This is a genomic window from Pseudomonas sp. NPDC089530 (assembly GCF_050280705.1).
Taxonomy (GTDB): Bacteria; Pseudomonadota; Gammaproteobacteria; order Pseudomonadales; family Pseudomonadaceae; genus Aquipseudomonas.
Map to the genome: position 1 here is coordinate 1 of NZ_JBNNVU010000048.1, position 17,781 is coordinate 17,781.

The 17,781-nt window shown below is 61.9% G+C and carries 19 protein-coding genes; 11 read left to right on the forward strand and 8 right to left on the reverse strand.

The features are described from left to right. The 8 genes from ACQKQA_RS18335 to ACQKQA_RS18370 form a co-directional block, all read left to right on the forward strand. Positions 1–1,419, forward strand: a 1,419-nt coding sequence (locus ACQKQA_RS18335) for an MBOAT family O-acyltransferase (protein WP_427560475.1), incomplete at its 5' end; no start/stop codon positions are given. Positions 1,420–1,430: 11 nt separating this feature from the next. Beyond that, complete coding sequence (locus ACQKQA_RS18340; protein ID WP_427560477.1) at positions 1,431–2,606, forward strand: alginate O-acetyltransferase; 1,176 nt, start codon at positions 1,431–1,433, stop codon at positions 2,604–2,606. 15 nt (positions 2,607–2,621) lie between these two features. Beyond that, positions 2,622–3,278, forward strand: a complete 657-nt coding sequence (locus ACQKQA_RS18345; protein WP_427560484.1) for an alginate O-acetyltransferase AlgF — start codon at positions 2,622–2,624, stop codon at positions 3,276–3,278. Positions 3,279–3,408: 130 nt separating this feature from the next. Continuing rightward, positions 3,409–4,860 (forward strand): mannose-1-phosphate guanylyltransferase/mannose-6-phosphate isomerase, encoded by a 1,452-nt coding sequence (locus tag ACQKQA_RS18350; protein WP_427560487.1) that lies wholly within the window; start codon positions 3,409–3,411, stop codon positions 4,858–4,860. A 587-nt stretch (positions 4,861–5,447) separates the two neighbouring features. Then, a complete protein-coding gene (locus tag ACQKQA_RS18355; protein WP_427560490.1) occupies positions 5,448–6,416 on the forward strand; it encodes a hypothetical protein in 969 nt (322 codons plus the stop codon). Continuing rightward, positions 6,413–6,805, forward strand: coding sequence for a hypothetical protein (locus ACQKQA_RS18360; RefSeq protein ID WP_427560492.1), 393 nt, complete (start codon positions 6,413–6,415; stop codon positions 6,803–6,805). Before ACQKQA_RS18355 ends, ACQKQA_RS18360 begins: the two co-directional genes overlap by 4 nt. Positions 6,806–7,269: 464 nt before the next feature. Continuing rightward, on the forward strand, positions 7,270–7,662 hold the full coding sequence (locus ACQKQA_RS18365) for a hypothetical protein (RefSeq protein ID WP_427560573.1): 393 nt from the start codon (positions 7,270–7,272) through the stop codon (positions 7,660–7,662). Positions 7,663–7,690: 28 nt separating this feature from the next. Then, on the forward strand, positions 7,691–8,167 hold the full coding sequence (locus ACQKQA_RS18370; protein WP_427560494.1) for a hypothetical protein: 477 nt from the start codon (positions 7,691–7,693) through the stop codon (positions 8,165–8,167). A 592-nt stretch (positions 8,168–8,759) separates the two neighbouring features. On the opposite strand, the gene ACQKQA_RS18375 is transcribed toward ACQKQA_RS18370, so the two are convergent. From ACQKQA_RS18375 to ACQKQA_RS18395, 5 genes are all read right to left on the reverse strand, one after another. After that, complete coding sequence (locus ACQKQA_RS18375) at positions 8,760–9,473, reverse strand: Imm52 family immunity protein (protein WP_427560496.1); 714 nt, start codon at positions 9,471–9,473, stop codon at positions 8,760–8,762. 14 nt (positions 9,474–9,487) lie between these two features. Next, on the reverse strand, positions 9,488–9,943 hold the full coding sequence (locus ACQKQA_RS18380; protein WP_427560499.1) for a Tox-REase-5 domain-containing protein: 456 nt from the start codon (positions 9,941–9,943) through the stop codon (positions 9,488–9,490). A 362-nt stretch (positions 9,944–10,305) separates the two neighbouring features. Next, positions 10,306–10,692: a hypothetical protein gene (locus tag ACQKQA_RS18385; RefSeq protein WP_427560502.1), complete on the reverse strand. Its 387-nt coding sequence runs from the start codon at positions 10,690–10,692 to the stop codon at positions 10,306–10,308. Next, entirely contained in the window at positions 10,685–11,221 is a 537-nt protein-coding gene (locus ACQKQA_RS18390; protein ID WP_427560505.1) for a DUF4123 domain-containing protein, read from the reverse strand. The genes ACQKQA_RS18385 and ACQKQA_RS18390 overlap by 8 nt, the downstream gene beginning before the upstream one ends. Next, a complete protein-coding gene (locus tag ACQKQA_RS18395; RefSeq protein ID WP_427560508.1) occupies positions 11,218–11,619 on the reverse strand; it encodes a PAAR domain-containing protein in 402 nt (133 codons plus the stop codon). Before ACQKQA_RS18395 ends, ACQKQA_RS18390 begins: the two co-directional genes overlap by 4 nt. Before the next feature lie 181 nt (positions 11,620–11,800). On the opposite strand from ACQKQA_RS18395, the gene ACQKQA_RS18400 reads away from it, so the two are divergent. From ACQKQA_RS18400 to ACQKQA_RS18410, 3 genes are all read left to right on the forward strand, one after another. Further along, positions 11,801–12,265: a multidrug transporter gene (locus ACQKQA_RS18400; protein WP_427560511.1), complete on the forward strand. Its 465-nt coding sequence runs from the start codon at positions 11,801–11,803 to the stop codon at positions 12,263–12,265. 38 nt (positions 12,266–12,303) lie between these two features. Continuing rightward, a complete protein-coding gene (locus ACQKQA_RS18405; protein ID WP_427560514.1) occupies positions 12,304–13,128 on the forward strand; it encodes an SDR family oxidoreductase in 825 nt (274 codons plus the stop codon). A 253-nt stretch (positions 13,129–13,381) separates the two neighbouring features. Continuing rightward, complete coding sequence (locus tag ACQKQA_RS18410; protein ID WP_427560516.1) at positions 13,382–14,404, forward strand: sel1 repeat family protein; 1,023 nt, start codon at positions 13,382–13,384, stop codon at positions 14,402–14,404. Positions 14,405–14,500: 96 nt separating this feature from the next. Here the strand turns inward: ACQKQA_RS18410 and ACQKQA_RS18415 are convergent, their stop codons facing one another. From ACQKQA_RS18415 to ACQKQA_RS18425, 3 genes are read right to left on the reverse strand one after another with little or no spacing between them, the layout of a single operon-like run. Beyond that, positions 14,501–15,361: an efflux RND transporter periplasmic adaptor subunit gene (locus ACQKQA_RS18415; protein WP_427560518.1), complete on the reverse strand. Its 861-nt coding sequence runs from the start codon at positions 15,359–15,361 to the stop codon at positions 14,501–14,503. Between the two features lie 10 nt (positions 15,362–15,371). Beyond that, complete coding sequence (locus tag ACQKQA_RS18420; protein ID WP_007930063.1) at positions 15,372–15,572, reverse strand: DUF1656 domain-containing protein; 201 nt, start codon at positions 15,570–15,572, stop codon at positions 15,372–15,374. Next, the gene (locus ACQKQA_RS18425; protein WP_427560521.1) at positions 15,562–17,769 is read right to left on the reverse strand and encodes an FUSC family protein; all 2,208 of its coding nucleotides are present in this window, start codon (positions 17,767–17,769) and stop codon (positions 15,562–15,564) included. Before ACQKQA_RS18425 ends, ACQKQA_RS18420 begins: the two co-directional genes overlap by 11 nt. Positions 17,770–17,781 lie beyond the last annotated feature (12 nt).

A 17,781-nucleotide genomic window follows, 5' to 3' on the forward strand; every position in this document is an offset into this window, starting at 1 on the left:
GCGGCGGCGCCGATGAAAACCGTGGACCCTCGCGGCAAGGCCGGCTATTGGATCGCCGCGGCGGGGGACAAACCGGCCCAGCGCTGGCTGCTGCTCGGCGTGGCGGTGGACCTGTGCATCCTCGGCTACTTCAAGTACGCCAACTTCGGCGTCGACAGCATCAACCTGATGATGAAGTCGATGGGCCTGGAGCCGTTCATCCTGACCCACGTGCTGTTGCCGATCGGGATCTCGTTCTACATCTTCGAGTCCATCAGCTACATCATCGACGTCTACCGCGGCGACACCCCGGCGACCCGCAACCTGATCGACTTCGCGGCGTTCGTGGCGATCTTCCCGCACCTGATCGCCGGCCCCGTGCTGCGCTTTCGCGACCTGGCCGACCAGTTCAACCACCGCACCCACACCCTGGACAAGTTCTCCGAAGGCTGCACCCGCTTCATGCAGGGCTTCATCAAGAAAGTGTTCATCGCCGACACCCTGGCAGTGGTCGCCGACCATTGCTTCGCCCTGCAGAACCCGACCACGGGCGATGCCTGGCTGGGCGCCCTGGCCTACACCGCGCAGCTGTACTTCGACTTCTCCGGCTACAGCGACATGGCCATCGGCCTGGGGTTGATGATGGGGTTCCGCTTCATGGAGAACTTCAAGCAGCCCTACATCAGCCAGTCGATCACCGAGTTCTGGCGGCGCTGGCACATCAGCCTGTCCACCTGGCTGCGGGACTACCTGTACATCACCCTGGGCGGCAACCGCAAAGGCACCCTGATCACCTACCGCAACCTGTTCCTGACCATGCTGCTGGGCGGCCTGTGGCACGGCGCCAACTTCACCTACATCGTCTGGGGCGCCTGGCACGGCATGTGGCTGGCCATCGAAAAGGCCCTGGGCATCAACACCACGCCGCGCCGCCTGAACCCGATCCGCTGGGCGCTGACCTTCCTGCTGGTGGTGATGGGCTGGGTGATCTTCCGCGCCGAGAACCTGCACGTGGCCGGGCGCATGTACGGCGCCATGTTCAGCTTCAACGACTGGTCGCTGTCGGAACTCAACCGCGCCAGCCTCACCGGCCTGCAAGTGGCGACCCTGGTCGTGGCCTACGCCACCCTGGCGTTCTTCGGCCTGCGCGACCTATACCGCAACCCGATGCCGGCCAAGCGCAAGCCTGAAGCCGACACCGCGGCCGACGGCCCGGCCACCGCCCAGCCCGGCCTGCTCAAGGCGGTGCCGGGGGATGCGCCGGGCAGCATCCATCAGCCTGGCTACAGCGCCGGCGTCGAGGCCCAGGTCCAGCCGGCCTACTGGGTCGCCGACTGGCCGCGCTACGCCATGCGCGCCCTGGTGCTGCTGCTGTTCATCGCCTCGATTTTCAAACTCTCGGCGCAAAGCTTCTCGCCGTTCCTTTACTTCCAGTTCTGAGGGATCTGACTATGACCCGCTCATTACGCATCTTCTACATCGCCCTGTTCCTGGTGCTCCTGCTGGCCCTGGGCCTGTGGTCGGTACGCAGTTTCTTCGGCTTCAGTACCCACAACGACGCCACCGTGCTCAACGGCCGCTGGGCCAAGGCCGTGGAAACCCACTACGACGACGAGTTCCCGATCAAGCGCCTGGGCACCAACCTGTGGGCGGCCCTGGACTTCAAGCTGTTCAACGAAGGTCGTCCGGGCGTGGTGCTCGGCCGCGACCAGTGGCTGTACAGCGACGAAGAGTTCCACCCGGTGGTCAACGAAGAACTCAACCTGCAAGGCAACTACGCGCTGGTCGAAGGCGTGCGCCAGGTGCTGAAGGACAAAGGCGTGAAACTGGTGATGGCCATCGTGCCGGCCAAGGTGCGCCTGTACCCGGAACACCTGGGCGACGTCCGTCCGGCCAGCATCCACGCCAACCTCTACAAGGATTTCCACGCCCGCGTGGCGGCCGACAAGATCCTCGCTCCCGACCTGCTGGGGCCCCTGCAACAGGCCAAGCAGAACGGCCAGCAAGTGTTCCTGCGCACCGACACCCACTGGACCCCGGCCGGCGCCGAAATCGCCGCCAGCCAGCTGGCCAAGGCGATTGCCGACAAGGCACCGCTGATGGGCCAGCCGCAACGCTTCGTCACCGAAGCCGAGCAGACCGTGGTGCACAAGGGCGACCTGCGCCTGTTCCTGCCCCTGGACCCGTTGTTCGAGAACCTGATGCCGGCCCAGGAACCGCTGCAAAAACGCGTGACCCGTACCGCCGACGACCAACCGGCCGCCGCCGACGCGCTGTTCGCCGACGCCGAAGTGCCGGTGGCCCTGGTGGGCACCAGCTACAGCGCCAACCCCAACTGGAATTTTGTCGGCGCGCTCAAGCAGGCCCTGCACAGCGACGTGGTCAGCTACGCCGAGGACGGCCACGGCCCGGTGCTGCCGATGCTCAGCTACCTGAAAAGCGATGCCTTCAAGAACAGCCCGCCCCAGGTGCTGATCTGGGAATTCCCCGAACGCTATCTGCCGGTCAACAACGAAATCGGCGACGCCGACCCGCAGTGGGTCGCAGAGCTCAAACAAGCCGGCGCGCGCCAACAGAACCTAGCCATCAACAGCAAATCCGAGACGCCCGATCGGGCGCAAAACTAAAGAGAGAGGTACACCATGACTTTCACTCCAACTCCGCGCCGTCTCGCCAAGACTTTCGCCCTGGTCGCCGGCATGAGCGCCCTGTCGCTGCAAGCCTTCGCCGGCGGCGACGCCGCCCTCTACGGCCCGACCGCGCCCAAGGGCTCGTCCTTCGTGCGCATCTACAACGCCAGCAATGCCGAAGTCAGCGCCACCGTCGGCAGCACCAATGTCAACGACGTCGCGCCGCTGGCCAGCAGCGACTTCAGCTTCATGCCCGGCGGCGACTACACCGCCAAGGTCGGCAGCCAGAGCCTGCCGGTGAAACTCGCCGCCGACCACTATTACACCCTGGTCAACAACGCCAGCGGCCAACCGCAACTGATCGAGGAACCGCCGTTCAAGAACAAGCAGAAGTCCCTGGTCCGGGTGCAGAACCTGAGCGACAAGGCCCTGACCCTGAAGACCGCCGACGGCAAGACCGATGTGGTCCAGTCGGTGGCCGCCAAGGGCCGCGGCGAACGCGAGATCAACCCGGTGAAAGTCAGCTTCGCGCTGTACGAGGGCGAGAAAAAAGTCAGCGACCTCAAGCCGGTGGCCCTGGAGCGCGGCGAGGCCGCGGTGCTCTACGTCACTGGCAACGGCAGCAGCCTGTCGCCGGTCTGGGTCAAGCGCCCGGTCTCGACCCGCTGATATGAATTTTCCGGCTTGACGCTCCCCTACGGAGGAACGCTAGGTCAATCCGGATACGCCACAAAAACAAGAGAGTGAAACGACAGAACGCAGTAGCTCTAACCCAAACGATATGTGAAGGAGTAACAACATGATTCCGGTGATCTTGTCAGGTGGTAGCGGCTCACGTCTTTGGCCGCTTTCGCGCAAGCAATTCCCCAAGCAATTCCTCGCCCTGACCAGCGAGCACACCCTGTTCCAGCAAACCGTCGAACGCCTGGTGTTCGAAGGCATGGACACGCCGATCGTGGTCTGCAACAAGGACCACCGCTTTATCGTCAACGAACAGCTGGCGGCGCGTAAACTCGAAGCCCAGCGCATCCTGATGGAGCCGTTCGGGCGCAACACCGCGCCGGCCGTGGCCCTGACCGCGATGATGCTGGTCAACGAAGGCCGCGACGAGCTGATGCTGGTGCTGCCGGCCGACCACGTGCTGGAAGACCAGAAAGCCCTGCAACGCGCCCTGGCCCTGGCCACCGTGGCCGCCGAGCGCGGCGAGATGGTGCTGTTCGGCGTGCCGGCGACCAAGCCGGAAACCGGTTACGGCTACATCAAGTCGACCAACGATGCGCTGCTGCCGGAAGGCGTGAGCCGGGTCTCGCACTTTGTCGAGAAACCCGACGTCAAGCGCGCCACCGAGTTCGTCCAGGCCGGCGGCTACTTCTGGAACAGCGGCATGTTCCTGTTCCACGCCAGCCGCTTCCTCGAAGAGCTGAAAAAGCACGACCCGGACATCTACGACACCTGCCTGCTGACCCTGGAACGCAGCGCCCAGGACGCCGACACCCTGACCTTCGACGAAGCCACCTTCGCCTGCTGCCCGGACAACTCCATCGACTACGCGGTGATGGAAAAGACCCAGCGCGCCTGCGTGGTGCCGCTGACCGCCGGCTGGAGCGACGTGGGCTGCTGGTCGTCGCTGTGGGACGTGCATGAAAAGGACGCCAACGGCAACGTCAGCAAGGGCGACGTGGTGATCCAGGACAGCCGCAACTGCATGATCCACGGCAACGGCAAGCTGGTGTCGGTGATCGGCCTGGAAAACATCGTGGTGGTGGAAACCAAGGACGCCATGATGATTGCCCACAAGGACAAGGTCCAAGGCGTCAAGCAACTGGTCAACACCCTCAACGAACAGGGCCGCAGCGAAACCCAGAACCACTGCGAGGTCTACCGTCCGTGGGGCTCCTACGACTCGGTGGACATGGGCGGCCGCTTCCAGGTCAAGCACATCTCGGTCAAGCCGGGCGCCTGCCTGTCCCTGCAGATGCACCACCACCGCGCCGAACACTGGATCGTGGTCAGCGGCACCGCCGAAGTCACCTGTGACGAGAACGTGTTCCTGCTCACCGAAAACCAGTCCACCTACATCCCGATCGCCTCGGTGCATCGCCTGCGCAACCCGGGCAAGATCCCCCTGGAGATCATCGAAGTGCAATCGGGCAGCTACCTGGGCGAAGATGACATCGAACGCTTCGAAGACATCTACGGCCGCTCCACCCCCGTGGAACGCGGCATCTCGGTGAAAACCATCGCCCAGTAACCCGCAATACAAGAAGCCCCCGTCCAGCCGACTGCGTCCCCTATCCGCAGCCGGTTGGGCGGGGGCTTTTTCATGCCCGCGCACCTGCCCCTCTCCCCGCCCAACGACCACGCCCGTAGCCGCTGTCGAGCTCCGGCGAGGCTGCGATCGACTGCGAAGCAGGCGCAAGAATCCGGAGACCGCTGGAGGACCTGCGGTCCTATCGCAGCCTCGCCAAGGCTCGGCAGCGGCTACAGGGATATGTGTTCAGCCATTCCTACCCGACATTTCGAAAGCGCCGCAGGGCGTTTCAGATAGCTCCCAACGACTTCATCCATGCCGCTCATTAGGGTTTCGCGAGGCTCAAAAACACGGCGAACACAGCGATGGCCGAGCAACCCTCCGGCAATAAATACACCACCGATTCCCGCGGCGAACCGACACCAATGCCCCGCGTACTGCGCCCGGCCACCCCCAACCCGCCGCTACCCGGAGCACGGCCGAAGAGCACCGCGATACTGGGCAGGCCACAAACCTCTCCTCTCCCTACGGAGCCGGTTCGCCCATCCCCCCCAGCGGTACCCGGCTTCTACATCGTGCCCCAGAGCATGCCGCTGGCCGAACTGCAACGCCGCCTGTTCGACAGCCCATCATCTGGCGCCATCGCCAAATACCTGTCCCTCAATCCGGACCTGCCCGCAACAGTCAAAGCCGGCAGCCTGATCGTGCTCAGCGATCCCGCCAACCACGCCTGCACCTACGAGGAAGCGCAACTGATGCAGGCCGCCGAACAGGTTAAGATCGCCCTCGAACCGCTGACGCCCGCCGAGGCCGACTTCATGCTCCGCCATCAGGCCGAGATCGCCGGCTTCACCGGCCAGGCCTCGACCTGGCTTGGCATCGGCACCGCGACGCTGGGCAAACACCTGGACAAATTGCGCGAGACCCTGCACGACATGGAACGTCTGCATCAGGACAGCTACCGCCAACACGGCCACCTCAAATCCCCCGAGTTCTTCGCCCGGCGCCAGCAATTGCTAAAGCAGCTCGACGCCCAACTGCTGAACTCCACCCACCTGCGCGGCTACACCACCCTGGGCGACCACCCGAAGCTGAAAACCGCCCTCGGTATATCCAGCCGTAGCCTGGTCCATCAATGGGACAAAGCCGGTGGGCCCGGGCAGATACCGGGCTATGTCGCCCACATAAAATCGGTCAGCCGCGCGGCGAAGTACATGCGGGCAGGTGGGTATGTAGGGATTGCCCTGGGTGGGGTTTCGTCGGCGTTGAAGGTTCAGGAGGTTTGTCAGGGAGGGTCAGATAGTCAGAGTTGCAGGAAGGTGATGTTTACTGAGACGGGGAAGTTTGCGGGGTCAACATTTGGAGGAAGCATGGGAGCACACGTTGGTTATGCAGGCCGCGGATTCGTATGCGCGGCGCTCGGGGCTTCTACCGGGGTAGGTGGAGTCATATGCACAGCGGTCCTGATAGGAGCAGGTGCATGGCTGGGTACAAATATCGGCGATGATTTTGGAGAAAAAGCAGGCCAGATTCTCTACGAGAATACACAGCCATGATGGGACAACCATTTTGGAGTTCCTGGCTCGCTTTTGGACTTTTGGCATGTCCGATTCTGTTATGTGCTGTAAGTCTCGCGTACAGCTACTATCTGAGCCGACGCTACCTGAGGGAAATGTTGGAGGCCCTACAGCGGAGTAAATACTTCTATCGATGGACTGAAAGGCTTCAATACCGGGGATGGTTCGAGCACTTTCTGATGTCCGCCAGCGTTCGAGGAATGATGCTCTGTCCCGGCCCTGGATTACGTAGAGGGTTACTTTCGCCGGAGGATGTACACAGCTTTCCACCCCGACTCAAACGCCTTCTGACCATACAGAACAGGTTGGACGGCATTCTTTTCGTCTGGTCTGCGATCATGTATGCGTTGCTGAAATTGACGGGCTAACGATGCACAGGCTCCCGCCCCTGATAATCCTGATTCTGACTGGAGGCCCAATTCTGCTTGCTTTCATCAGTCTCCTATCCAACTACTACCTGAGTCGACGCTACCTCGAAAAGATGCTGGGTGCGCTAAAGGGGAGTAGCTATTTCGCTGGCTGGCTAACCTACCTGCCTTATCTGGGATGGCATCCTCGCTATTTGATGTTCGCGAAACTCAGAGGCATGTTGTTTTGGCCAGAGCCAGGAATACGTAAGGGAATAATTTCCCCTTACGATGTGCGCAATTTTCCTCCGCAATATAAGCGCCTTTTAAAAGCGCAGAACTTTCTCGATGGGGTGATTATTGTGTGGGGTGCGCTTGTATATCTGCTGATAAAGCTTTAGTCACCCGCCTGAAGCACTGATCAAAACACATTCCGGTGCCCTGCCCGAAGAAAAATGAACACGCTTTTTGCGAAAAACCTCACCATGACAGGACAACAATTCTGGCACTCCTGGCCCGCTTTCGGACTTTTGGTATGTCCAATTCTGCTAGCTGCCACAAGCCTTACATTCAGCTACTACCTGAGTCGCCGCCACTTGAAAGAGATGCTGGTAGCCATGCAGGAGAGTTCTTACTTCTATGGATGGATCGACAAGCTTCCCTATCAGGGATGGTTCGAGCGCGTTCTGATGTTTGTCAGCGTTCGAGGAATGATGCTCTTCCCTAACGCCGGAGTTCGCAGAGGCTTCCTTTGTGCAAAGGATGTACGCAACTTCCCTCCACGACTGAAACGCCTTCTGACTGTAAAAAATACTTTGGACGGCGTCGTGATCCTATGGACAGCCATTGTGTATACGTTTCTAAAGTTGGATAGCTGATGACATCCATGGAGCTTTGCACGTCTCGTTGGATGAAGGCATCCAAGACAGCTATTCAGGTGATGTACCGGGAGAGGACCAAGGAAGTTATTTACGGGGTAATCCGACCATGATGGCAAAGAGTTTTTGGTATTCATGGTTAGGCCTCGTACTGGTCGCCAGTCCGCTTCTGCTGTGCGTAGTCAACCTCTCGTTCAGCTACTACCTGAGCCGTCGCTACGTGAGAGAAATGCTGCAGGCCCTGCAACGGAGCCAACACTTTTATCGCTGGGTCGACAGCCTTCCATACCTGGGATGGTTCACTCATTTTGTAATGCTGGCCTCCGTTCGAGGATCGATGCTTTGGCCTGGCCCTGCGGTTCGCAGAGGCTTTCTTTCCTCGGAAGACATAGACAGCTTCCCTCCCCATCTCCAACGCCTGCTGACCATCAGAAACTGGATGGATGTTGTGCTACTGATCTGGGGTTCGGTCATGTATGCACTGTTGAAACTGACTAAGCACTGAGAGATGGCAGCACAACAATTCTGGAGCTCTTGGCTCGCCTTTGCACTTTTGCTAGGCCCAATTCTGCTAGCTGCCACAAGCCTTGCATTCAGCTACTACCTCAGCCAGCGCTACTTACGGGAGATGCTCGAAGCTTTTCAGAGGAGCCGCTATTTCTATCAATGGACTGACAGGCTTCAATTCATCGGATGGTTCGAACATTTTCTGATGTTTGGCCGCGTAAGAGGAATGATGCTCTGTCCCGGCCCTGGATTACGTAGAGGGTTACTTTCGCCGGAGGATGTACACAGCTTTCCCCCCCGACTCAAACACCTTCTGAGCATACAAAACAGGATGGATGGTGTTCTCTTCGTCTGGTCCGCAATCATGTATGCGTTGCTGAAATTGACGGGCTGACGATGCACAGGCTCCCTCCAGTGATTGTGGCAGCGGCCACTTAGCGTCAGCCATCCAATTACCATCCACGCCGCAGCATCGCCCCGGCTAGGCTGCTGCGAGTCGATGAACACCATCGTCCAGTACTCCGCCAGAAACAAAAAAGCCCTCATCCAGCTGGATGGGGCTTTTTTATACCCGGGCGAGGCCCCTTGAGCTAATTCATGAACAGCGGCAAATACCCCAGCTCCACCAGCTTGATATCGATCTCGGCCACTCGCTGGACATCAGCCCGTTTGCCCTCATCCATCACCTGTGGACAACTCACGATCAGCGTGCCACGTTTTGGAATGTCGATAAGCTGGTCGGCACTCGGAAAATCCCCGGCCCGCAACACGTGTGGGCAAAAGCCGATCCAGCCGACAGTCTGCCGGTCCTTGAACACCTTGGTACGCAGATAGTGATCTTTTGGCGCCAACACGCACCAGTCGAGTTCAGGCCACAGTTCAACGGCCAGCTGAATAACCCTGATCGCTACCGATTTCACATCAGGGATAGCCGCCACCAGCGCCCCGCCATCCTCGAAGCGCATGCTGGCGACGGAGTCCAGGTCGTGGGCGTTGTAATGAAACGCCAGGCCGCCTTTCAGTGGATCGTCCAGGCCATTCCACACGGAAAACTGCAATTTCGTGGGGAAGTCCGCGTTGTAATTGCTCCGCGCTTCTTCTCGCAGGTACTCGAAGTTGTCGTTGATCCGCTTGCGCATCGACTCTTCCCGGGAGCCGGCCTGCAGATACCAGTCCCGCAACAGAGGATGAATCTCGCCAAGGCCCTGAAAAAAGCGCTCGGCCCTTTCCAGTTGCGCCTCATGCGAGACCGCGGAGATCTTCTGCTTGTCGAAACGCAGCACGAATGAAAATTTTCTGAACAAGCGCTCGTCCTCAGTCAGGCTTCAAAGACACGGTCGGGATTTTCACGGCGGTACTCATCCCATTCTTTCTGTTCTTTTGCACGTTGCTCGATGTACTCATCATGATCCTTGGTACCCGGCATCGGGTTCCAGTAGGCCGTCAGGTTGGTGAGCCCCTTCTCGGCATACTGTTCGGCACAGTACGCATAAACCACCCGTTGCAGAAAATGCCATTCCACGGAAACCGGCGGGCTCGGCCGGGCTTTCAGGGAGTGCGTCTCGGCCGGGGTGATCAGCGTCTTCTCCACATTGGCCCAGGGGCGCGGCAGCCCGATAAGCGGAATGAACATGAAGGCGTAATTGGCCTTGGCCTCCAGCAAGGTGCAGCGCAGTTTGTCGAAACCGTCCCACCAAGTGTTGTTCCACCACCACTCGTAGGGGGTCGGGAAAGCGGTGACCCAAGCCTGATAGAGGGCGGAACGGGCGGACATGCTATGGCCCTTGCCGTTATTGGGTATCGCCATGGTGCCCTGTTCGGGAGAGCATTTCACACAGTCCTTGTCCCGCTTGGTGCAGTCGCGCTCGGCTTCGCGAGTCCGATCGGCGGTAGTCGGAGGCGCATCCACCCTGGGTTTTGCCTGGGGTTGCGTCTGGGGCAAAGGAACGGGCTGGGGAACTGGCCTGGGCGCCGGCAGTGGCTGGGTCGGCCTGGGCGCGGGCATCGGCATGGGCCGCGGAGCCGGCATCGGCAACCTGGGAGGCGGTGCTGGAAACTCGAACGGTAAACGTGGCCCCAATCGGGGCCCCATGCGAAAAGACATGGGCCCCGTACTTGGAAGAATGCCCAGCCCACTCATGGTCGAACCTCCCCGGTGGCTTGCCATTCACGCCACTGCTGCATGTTCATCCTGAACGCCACGATATCCTCGTAATCCTCGAATCGCCGCTCGGCGCTGTCCGCCACGGGCCTGTTCATGAATTCGACAAAGGCCGGCCGCCTGTCAAAGTCGGTAAAGGTCAATCCGTGCCGGATGAAACGCTCGACGACTTCCTCCTCCCTGATGCCGAAACCCCATGCACGCTCACGCAGTTCCTTGAGCATCTGCAGCGCCGGTATCAGCCCTTTGCGGGCCAGCCATTGCGGGTTCTCCTGCTGTACGTCCAGCAGCAACCGCTCGAATACTTCGTTCTGGCGAATGTCATCCAGTTGGGCAACCTGCTCGTTACTCAGCTCAAACATGGTACGCCTCCGCCTCGGCAAAACCGTAGCTGAGATAGCAATTCTGCAGGGGCTGCCATACCAGCCAGTCATCGACATGACACATGAGCTGCTGGACCTGGGCGGGCGATACCACTTTGTCCAGTGCGCGCCTGACCTCGGGACTGTAGTAGCGAAACAGTGCCTGGCGCCCATCCGGCATCCGGCTGAACAACAGGCTCTGGTGATAGTCGCGCAAGGTTTCGAAAGGCTGCTTGCTCCACAGCCAGGAGACCATCGGTGCCTGCTGGTCCCGGGTGATCAGCCAGTTGCCGAACTCTGCGTTCAAGCCCTGGCCGGAGCCTGGAAACTCGACCAATACCGGGCCGGCATGACGAATTTCATCCAGAGCCCCCGCGCTCAGAAGCCAGTGAAAATGGATGCTGTCGCCCGCCTCTTCCAGGCGTTTGTTCAAGGTCAGGTAGCGGGCGCCATCGATCAGCGCGAACAGCCTGGATGAGGTTTCGGAAAGCTCCGAAAGCCGCCAGAACAGCGAGCCGACACGCTTCATGCGCCGCTCCCCAATGCTTCCAGCGGTACGAAGGTCTGGTTGCGCTGCGCGGCCAGCAACAGGCATTTCAGGCACAACCCGGGCACCGCGGGCAGCGGGCTGGCAACAGCGGCGCCACCGCCGCTGTTGCCGATGATGATCGTCCCCGAGCCTCCCACCACGACATTGCCGTGGCTGCCCAGCGAGCCCAGTACCGCGACAGGCTTGCCATTGATCAATACATTAGGGATGACATTGGCGTTCAAGGCCGAACCACAAGCGGTGGGGTCGCCCTCCCGGGCAGCGGGCAGGTGATCGAAAAGAACATCAGGCGAGCCACTGGTAATCGGATTGCTACCGTGGCCAGGCAAAGGACAGGCGGTTGGATCTCCAACGCGCGCGGCAGGCTTTCCAGACATTTCAACTTCCCTATCGAACTGGCTAGACGATCGACTCTGCCGAATGTACAAAAAACAGACAATCCCCCAATCCTTTGCAAAATCTTTCCGGAACTGCCTCGGCTTTGTCTCCAGGGATCAGGGTTGGCCAAGCGCGCCTACGCTTAGGTAGGATGAATGCTCTCTTTCCCGAGGTTTCCCCATGTTCATCGGCGTTCTGCTGGTCATCACTTGGCTGATCCTGCTGGTCCGCTACCCCGCCAAGGCTTTGCCGGTGTCGCTCGCGGCGGCGTTCGGCCTGGGGCTGGTGGCGGTGTGGGTGGTCTGGCTGGACAACCGCGAAGCCCAGCAACTGGCGCGCCTGGAACTGCGCATCAGCTATGCCCCCGAGCATTGCCCGGCGGATCGCCCGCTGCTGCTGAAGATGAACAACGGCAACGATGTGCCGCTGACCGAACTGCGCTGGCGCATCGCTGCTTACGCACCAGGCGACACCGTGAACCTGGCCGACAACCAATACACCGCCCCGCGCTACCGCGGCCCCGGCGAACTGCAGGCAGGCGCCAACTGGGAAGACTGTTTGCCCCTGCCGCCGCTGCGCCCCGGCTACCGCCCGCAAACCCTGGAGTTTCGTGCCGAGCGCTTGCAGGGTAGTTTCTCCGACTGAAACCTCTCCCTTCTGAATACATGCACAAGGACCGCGCCATGCCCGTTGCGCTGATCACCGGTTGTTCCAGCGGCATCGGCCGCGCCCTGGCGGACGCCTTCAAGGCCGCCGGCTTCACCGTCCTGCCCACCGCCCGCAAGGCCGAGGATGTAGCCATGCTGCAAGCCGCCGGCTTCGACGCGGTGCAGCTGGACGTCAACGACGGCCCGGCCCTCGCCGCCCTGGGCGAGCGTATCAACCAGCAACATGGCGGCCTCGATCTGTTGATCAACAACGCCGGCTACGGCGCCATGGGCCCGTTGCTGGACGGGGGCGTGGAAGCCATGCAGCGCCAGTTCGAAACCAATGTGTTCGCCATCGTCGGGGTGACCCGGGCGCTGTTCCCCGTGCTGCGCCGCGGCCGTGGCCTGGTGGTGAATATCGGCAGCGTGTCCGGGGTCCTGGTGACGCCTTTTGCCGGCGCCTACTGCGCCTCGAAAGCCGCGGTGCATGCCTTGAGCGATGCCTTGCGCATGGAGCTGGCGCCGTTCGGCGTCCGCGTGATGGAGGTCCAGCCCGGCGCCATCGCCTCGAGCTTCGCCAAGAACGCCGGCCACGAGGCCGAACAATTGCTCAGCGAACAATCGCCCTGGTGGCCGCTGCGCGAAGGCATCCGCGCCCGGGCCAAGGCCTCCCAGGATCACCCGACCCCGGCCAGCGAGTTTGCCGCCAGGCTGCTCAAGGCGGTGCAACAGGACAAGCCTGCGCGCCTGGTGCGGATCGGCAACGGCAGCCGCGCCCTGCCGCTGCTCGCGGCGTTACTGCCCAAGGGCTTGCTGGAGTCGACCTTGATGAAGCGCTTCGGCTTGCGCGGCTCGCTTTGATTCACGCCGGTGAAATTGCCAAATCGGCCTGGCCACGTAGAATGCGCCGCACCTGGAGCGCCTCGCGCTTCAGGTAACCCCATAGCGCAATCCACGGAACATGGAGTCGCTGGCATCACAAGCAAGGGAATTGCTGAAACAGCTCCACCCCTCCCCCGACCGTTTCCTCCCGGAAACGGACACTGCTGTGTTGACCTGCTTGACGCGAACCCCTGCCCGTACGCTTCATTCCATGCAGATCAGGAAACCTCTTTTGAAACTCTCCCACTTGCCGTCGCTGGCGCTGGTTGCCTTGCTGGCCGGCTGCACTGCCATATCCGATAAGACCGCCAACAAAGAACCGTCCCTCAACGACACGCTGCCCAAGCTGACCTTGCAAAGCGTATTGCCGACCGTTGCCAGCAACGCACAGTGCAATACGCAAATGGACAGCGACATCCTGTTCGGCATCGGTTTCCAGCTGTACGAGAACCAGGAACTCGACGCGGCGAAAAACTGCATGGTGATGGCCGCGCCGAAACACCCTCGCGCCTTTTGCTACCTGTCGATGATCGCCGGTCAAGATGAAGGCAAAACCGCAGAACAGCGCAATACCGAAGCCTTCAACTACATGGCCTACTCGGCGATGCAGAACGACTGGTGCGCCGAATACGGCCTATACCAGGCCTACTATTACGGCCATACCAGCGCCACCCAGGACAAGGCCCTGGCCCTGCGCTGGCTGGAGCGCTCGGCGCGGCACGGTTACCCCGAAGCGCAGAAGGACCTGATCGAAAAGTATGAAGAGCAGGGCAACCTGAGCGCCGCCTATGCCTGGACCCGCATCATGGCCAAGGTCGATGACACCAGCGCCAGCGATGCCTTGAAAGCCCGGATGAGCGCCGCGCAGATCGCCGAGGGCGACCAGCGCTACAACGAGCTCGCCGGCCAGGTCACCAGCAAACAGGCGATGTACGCCGAAGCGCGGGAAGAAGACGTCGGCCGTTACTCCGCCGAGATCTATCAGGACTACCCGGACACCTTCAAAGGCCTGTCGTCCGCCGAGCGTTACGACTACGTCAAGCAAAGCATGTACAAGGCCATCGACCTGCCGTTCGTCAAGGGCCGTGGCCACGTCCTGAGCTACATCGTGGTGAACCGCCAGGCCCAGCTGAAAAAGCCCGGCGTGGACATCGCGCAGAACAAGAAAATCGTCGCGGTGATGGCCGACGACGAACTGTCCGTCGCCGAAACCATCGAGCAGGCCCTGTCGATCGTCAACAAGACCTATCGGTAACCCGGTCGTGGCGAGCGGGCCTGCTTGCTCGCCACACCCTTTGCCTTCGCCGCCCTTCTCTTCACCCGCCGTCTGTTCATCTACAAGCGCAGTACGTCATTCCCCCCTCTGCCGGACCACCACCGTGCAGGTGATCCCCGCCGCCAGCAGCACGCCTTCCGGTACTTCGTCGATATGGATGCGCACCGGCACGCGCTGGGCCAGGCGTACCCAGTTGAAGGTCGGGTTGACGTCGGCGACCAGCTCGCGGCTTTCCGGGTTGTCGCGGTCGTAGATGCCCCGGGAAATGCTCTCCACATGGCCCTTGAGCACTTCACCGCTCATCAGTTGCATTTCGGCCTCGTCGCCGACCCGCACGTGGGGCAGCTTGGTTTCCTCGAAGAAGCCGTAGACCCAGAACGAATGCATGTCGACCACCGCCATCTTCGGTTCGCCGATGCGCGCATAGTCGCCACGGTGCACGTTGAGGTTGGTCACGTAGCCGTCCACCGCCGCCCGCACCTGGGTGCGCTTGAGATTGAGCTCGGCAGCTTCCAGCTGGGCCTGGGCCTGCTGGTAGTCGGCCAGGGCCGAGTCGGCGATGTTGCTGGCGTCGTCGCGGTTTTCCTTGGAGATCACCAGGTTGTCCAGGTCGGCGCGGCGGTGGGCGTTGACCTTGCGCATCTCCCAGGTGGCCTTTTTCGCGGCCACCAGCGACTGCGCCTGCTTGACCGCGATCTGATAGTGCTCGGGGTCGATCTGCATCAGCAGGTCGCCCTTTTTCACCAACTGGTTATCGCGCACCGGCACGTCCACCACTTCCCCGGTGACATCGGCGGCGACGTTGACGATGTCGGCGCGCACCCGGCCGTCGCGGGTCCATGGCGTATTCATGTAGTGCTCCCACAGGGTGCGCCCGATCCACAGGGCCAGGGCCAGCACCAGCAGGGTCGCGAGCAGGCTGAAAAACTTTTTCATCGTGTGACTCTCAACGGTAGACAGTGAGCGCCATGGCGCCGAACAGACAGCAGAACAGGCTCAGGCGCAGCAGCGCCGGATGCCAGAAGAAGCGGTACAGGTCATAACCCGAGATGAACCGGTCCAGGGCCCAGGCCAGGGCCGCGGCGATGAAGAACATCAGGGTCATGGTGGGCATGTAAACGCCGTGGAAGGCGATTTCACGAGGCATGTTCAAGTCCTTGGGGTACAGGCGCTACCGGCTGGGTCCGGGCATAGGCCGCCAGCGGCGATTGCGGGTCGAGCAATGAGGTGCGGATGAAATGCAGGTAGCTCTTCACCCGGCGCAGGACCGAGGTGTCGAAGTGGGGGGCGAAGGGTTCGTCGCTGGCCTGGACCCGGCCGATGGCGTGGTCGACCGCGACCAGGGCGCGCTCCAGGTTGCTCTGGCTCGGTTGCAGGAACAGCCGCACCAGCGAACGGCCCATGACCCGGATCGCCTGGCGCCACGGTTGGGATTCGGCGTAGGCCGGGTGCACCGGGAGGATCGCCTGTTCCTTGCGCAGCTCGATGATGGCGTGCCCCACTTCCAGCACCACGAACATCCAGCGCAGCAGTTCGCGCTGCACCTGGGGCTGGCCCGCCGCCAGGCCATAGGCCTGGTGCAGCAGGTCGCGGGTACGGCTCTCGAAGCTCGACGCCAGGCCCTTGAGCTTGCCGCTGATGGCGTACACCACCTGGCCGCGCAGGTCCTGCTCCAGCCGGCGCCACAGCCAGCGACTATTGGGCGGCAGGATGATCGCCCCGGCCGCGGCGCAGACCAGCATGCCCATGACCATGGCGATGTAGTCGTTGATAAAGGCGTAGGGGTTGTAAATGGTCAGGTTGTCCGGCACCGAGCCGGTACTGAAAAAGATCAGCAGACCCAGGCCCACCCCGGCGTACTGCGGCCGCGAAGCGAGGAACGAACCCAGCACGATCACCGGCGCCAGCATCACGCACAGCAGCGGGAAACCGTCGATCCAGGGGAAGACGAAGAACATCTCGACGAAGCCCACCAGGGCGCCGATAAAGGTCCCGCAAGCCATCTGGAACGCCATGCGTTTCGGGTTCGGCGTGGCCGCCGACAGGCCGACGGTGGCCGCCGCGATCAGGGTCATGGTGGCGCCGCTGGGCCAGGCGGTGGCCACCCAGTAGCTGCCGAGCACGATCAGGATGAACGAGGCGCGGATCCCCGAGGCGGCCGAGGCCAGCCAGTTGGTCTGCGGGGTGAAGGGCTCGTCCCAGCGCTCGCGCTCGTGGCTGTGCTCGGCCAGGGAGGCGTGGGTCTGGGCATAGCTGTGCAGCTCGTCGACGAAGCGATAGAGCAGCTCATAGGCGGTGTGGAAATCCAGCTGCTCGGCATCGCTCGGCTCGTGCTCGTGGAACAGCGCGCGCATGCTGCGCACCCGCCCTGGCAGCTCGGCCTTGTAGCTCGCCAGCTGTTCGGCCAGGCGCGCGGCATCGGGACTGGTCAGGGCCCGACCGGAGAAACCGTCCAGCAGTTCGGCGAGGTCGTTGAGCCCCGGCCGGGTCGCCGCCAGCACATGTTCGGCCTGGCTGCTGCGCAGGCGTTCGAGCAACTGATGCAGGGCGTTGAAACGGGTGGTGATGCCCATGAACTCGCTGTTCAGGCGGCTCAGGCGGCCGTTGCGCCGGCGCATGTGCGGGTCCTCGAACACGGTGACGCTGCGCAGGCCTTCCAGGCCCACCGCCTCGGCGATGAAACGCACGTTGCCGCTCTCGAAGGCCTCACGCCGGCTGCGCCCGCGCAAGCCGTCGGTGACGAACAGGGCGAACACGCCGAAGCGCTGGTACAGCGCATTGCGCATCGCCGCGCTGGCGGTCTGCGGCAGGATCGCGGCGCTGACCAGGGTCGAGCAGAGAATCCCCAGGGAGATTTCCAGCACCCGCCACACCGCCGCCATGAAGGCGCCTTCAGGGTGGGCCAGGGCCGGCAGGCCGACCATGGCCGCGGTGTAGCCGGCAAGCACGAAACCGTAGGCGCGGAAGTTGCGATAACGGGCGGCGCCGGCCGAGCAGATACCGACCCAGATCGCCAGCGAACCGAGGAACAGTTCGGTGTTCTGGGCGAACAGGGCGATCAGCGCCACCATCACCGCCGACCCGGCCAGGGTGCCGAGGAAGCGATAGAAGCTCTTGGCGAACACCTGGCCGCTCTGCGGCTGCATGACGATGAACACGGTGATCATCGCCGTGCGCGGCTGCGGCAGTTCCAGGCGCATGGCCAGCCACAGGGTGAGGAACGCGGCGGCCAGGACCTTGAAGATATAGACCCAGGTCACGCCGTCGCTGCGTGCCCAGTCGAAGAAACCCCGGCGCCATTCAAGGGAGTACAGCCAGCGCAAGGGTGCAGGCAAGGGAGTCATGACAACCTTCTT

Excerpts from the sequence above, each read along its gene's own strand:
- ACQKQA_RS18340 (WP_427560477.1), top strand. The coding sequence starts at position 1,431 with ATGACCCGCTCATTACGCATCTTCTACATCGCCCTGTTCCTGGTGCTC.
- ACQKQA_RS18345 (WP_427560484.1), top strand. The coding sequence starts at position 2,622 with ATGACTTTCACTCCAACTCCGCGCCGTCTCGCCAAGACTTTCGCCCTG.
- ACQKQA_RS18350 (WP_427560487.1), top strand. The coding sequence starts at position 3,409 with ATGATTCCGGTGATCTTGTCAGGTGGTAGCGGCTCACGTCTTTGGCCG.
- ACQKQA_RS18355 (WP_427560490.1), top strand. The coding sequence starts at position 5,448 with ATGCCGCTGGCCGAACTGCAACGCCGCCTGTTCGACAGCCCATCATCT.
- ACQKQA_RS18360 (WP_427560492.1), top strand. The coding sequence starts at position 6,413 with ATGATGGGACAACCATTTTGGAGTTCCTGGCTCGCTTTTGGACTTTTG.
- ACQKQA_RS18365 (WP_427560573.1), top strand. The coding sequence starts at position 7,270 with ATGACAGGACAACAATTCTGGCACTCCTGGCCCGCTTTCGGACTTTTG.
- ACQKQA_RS18380 (WP_427560499.1), bottom strand. The coding sequence starts at position 9,943 with ATGTCCGCCCGTTCCGCCCTCTATCAGGCTTGGGTCACCGCTTTCCCG.
- ACQKQA_RS18385 (WP_427560502.1), bottom strand. The coding sequence starts at position 10,692 with ATGTTTGAGCTGAGTAACGAGCAGGTTGCCCAACTGGATGACATTCGC.
- ACQKQA_RS18390 (WP_427560505.1), bottom strand. The coding sequence starts at position 11,221 with ATGAAGCGTGTCGGCTCGCTGTTCTGGCGGCTTTCGGAGCTTTCCGAA.
- ACQKQA_RS18395 (WP_427560508.1), bottom strand. The coding sequence starts at position 11,619 with ATGTCTGGAAAGCCTGCCGCGCGCGTTGGAGATCCAACCGCCTGTCCT.
- ACQKQA_RS18400 (WP_427560511.1), top strand. The coding sequence starts at position 11,801 with ATGTTCATCGGCGTTCTGCTGGTCATCACTTGGCTGATCCTGCTGGTC.
- ACQKQA_RS18405 (WP_427560514.1), top strand. The coding sequence starts at position 12,304 with ATGCCCGTTGCGCTGATCACCGGTTGTTCCAGCGGCATCGGCCGCGCC.
- ACQKQA_RS18415 (WP_427560518.1), bottom strand. The coding sequence starts at position 15,361 with ATGAAAAAGTTTTTCAGCCTGCTCGCGACCCTGCTGGTGCTGGCCCTG.
- ACQKQA_RS18420 (WP_007930063.1), bottom strand. The coding sequence starts at position 15,572 with ATGCCTCGTGAAATCGCCTTCCACGGCGTTTACATGCCCACCATGACC.
- ACQKQA_RS18425 (WP_427560521.1), bottom strand. The coding sequence starts at position 17,769 with ATGACTCCCTTGCCTGCACCCTTGCGCTGGCTGTACTCCCTTGAATGG.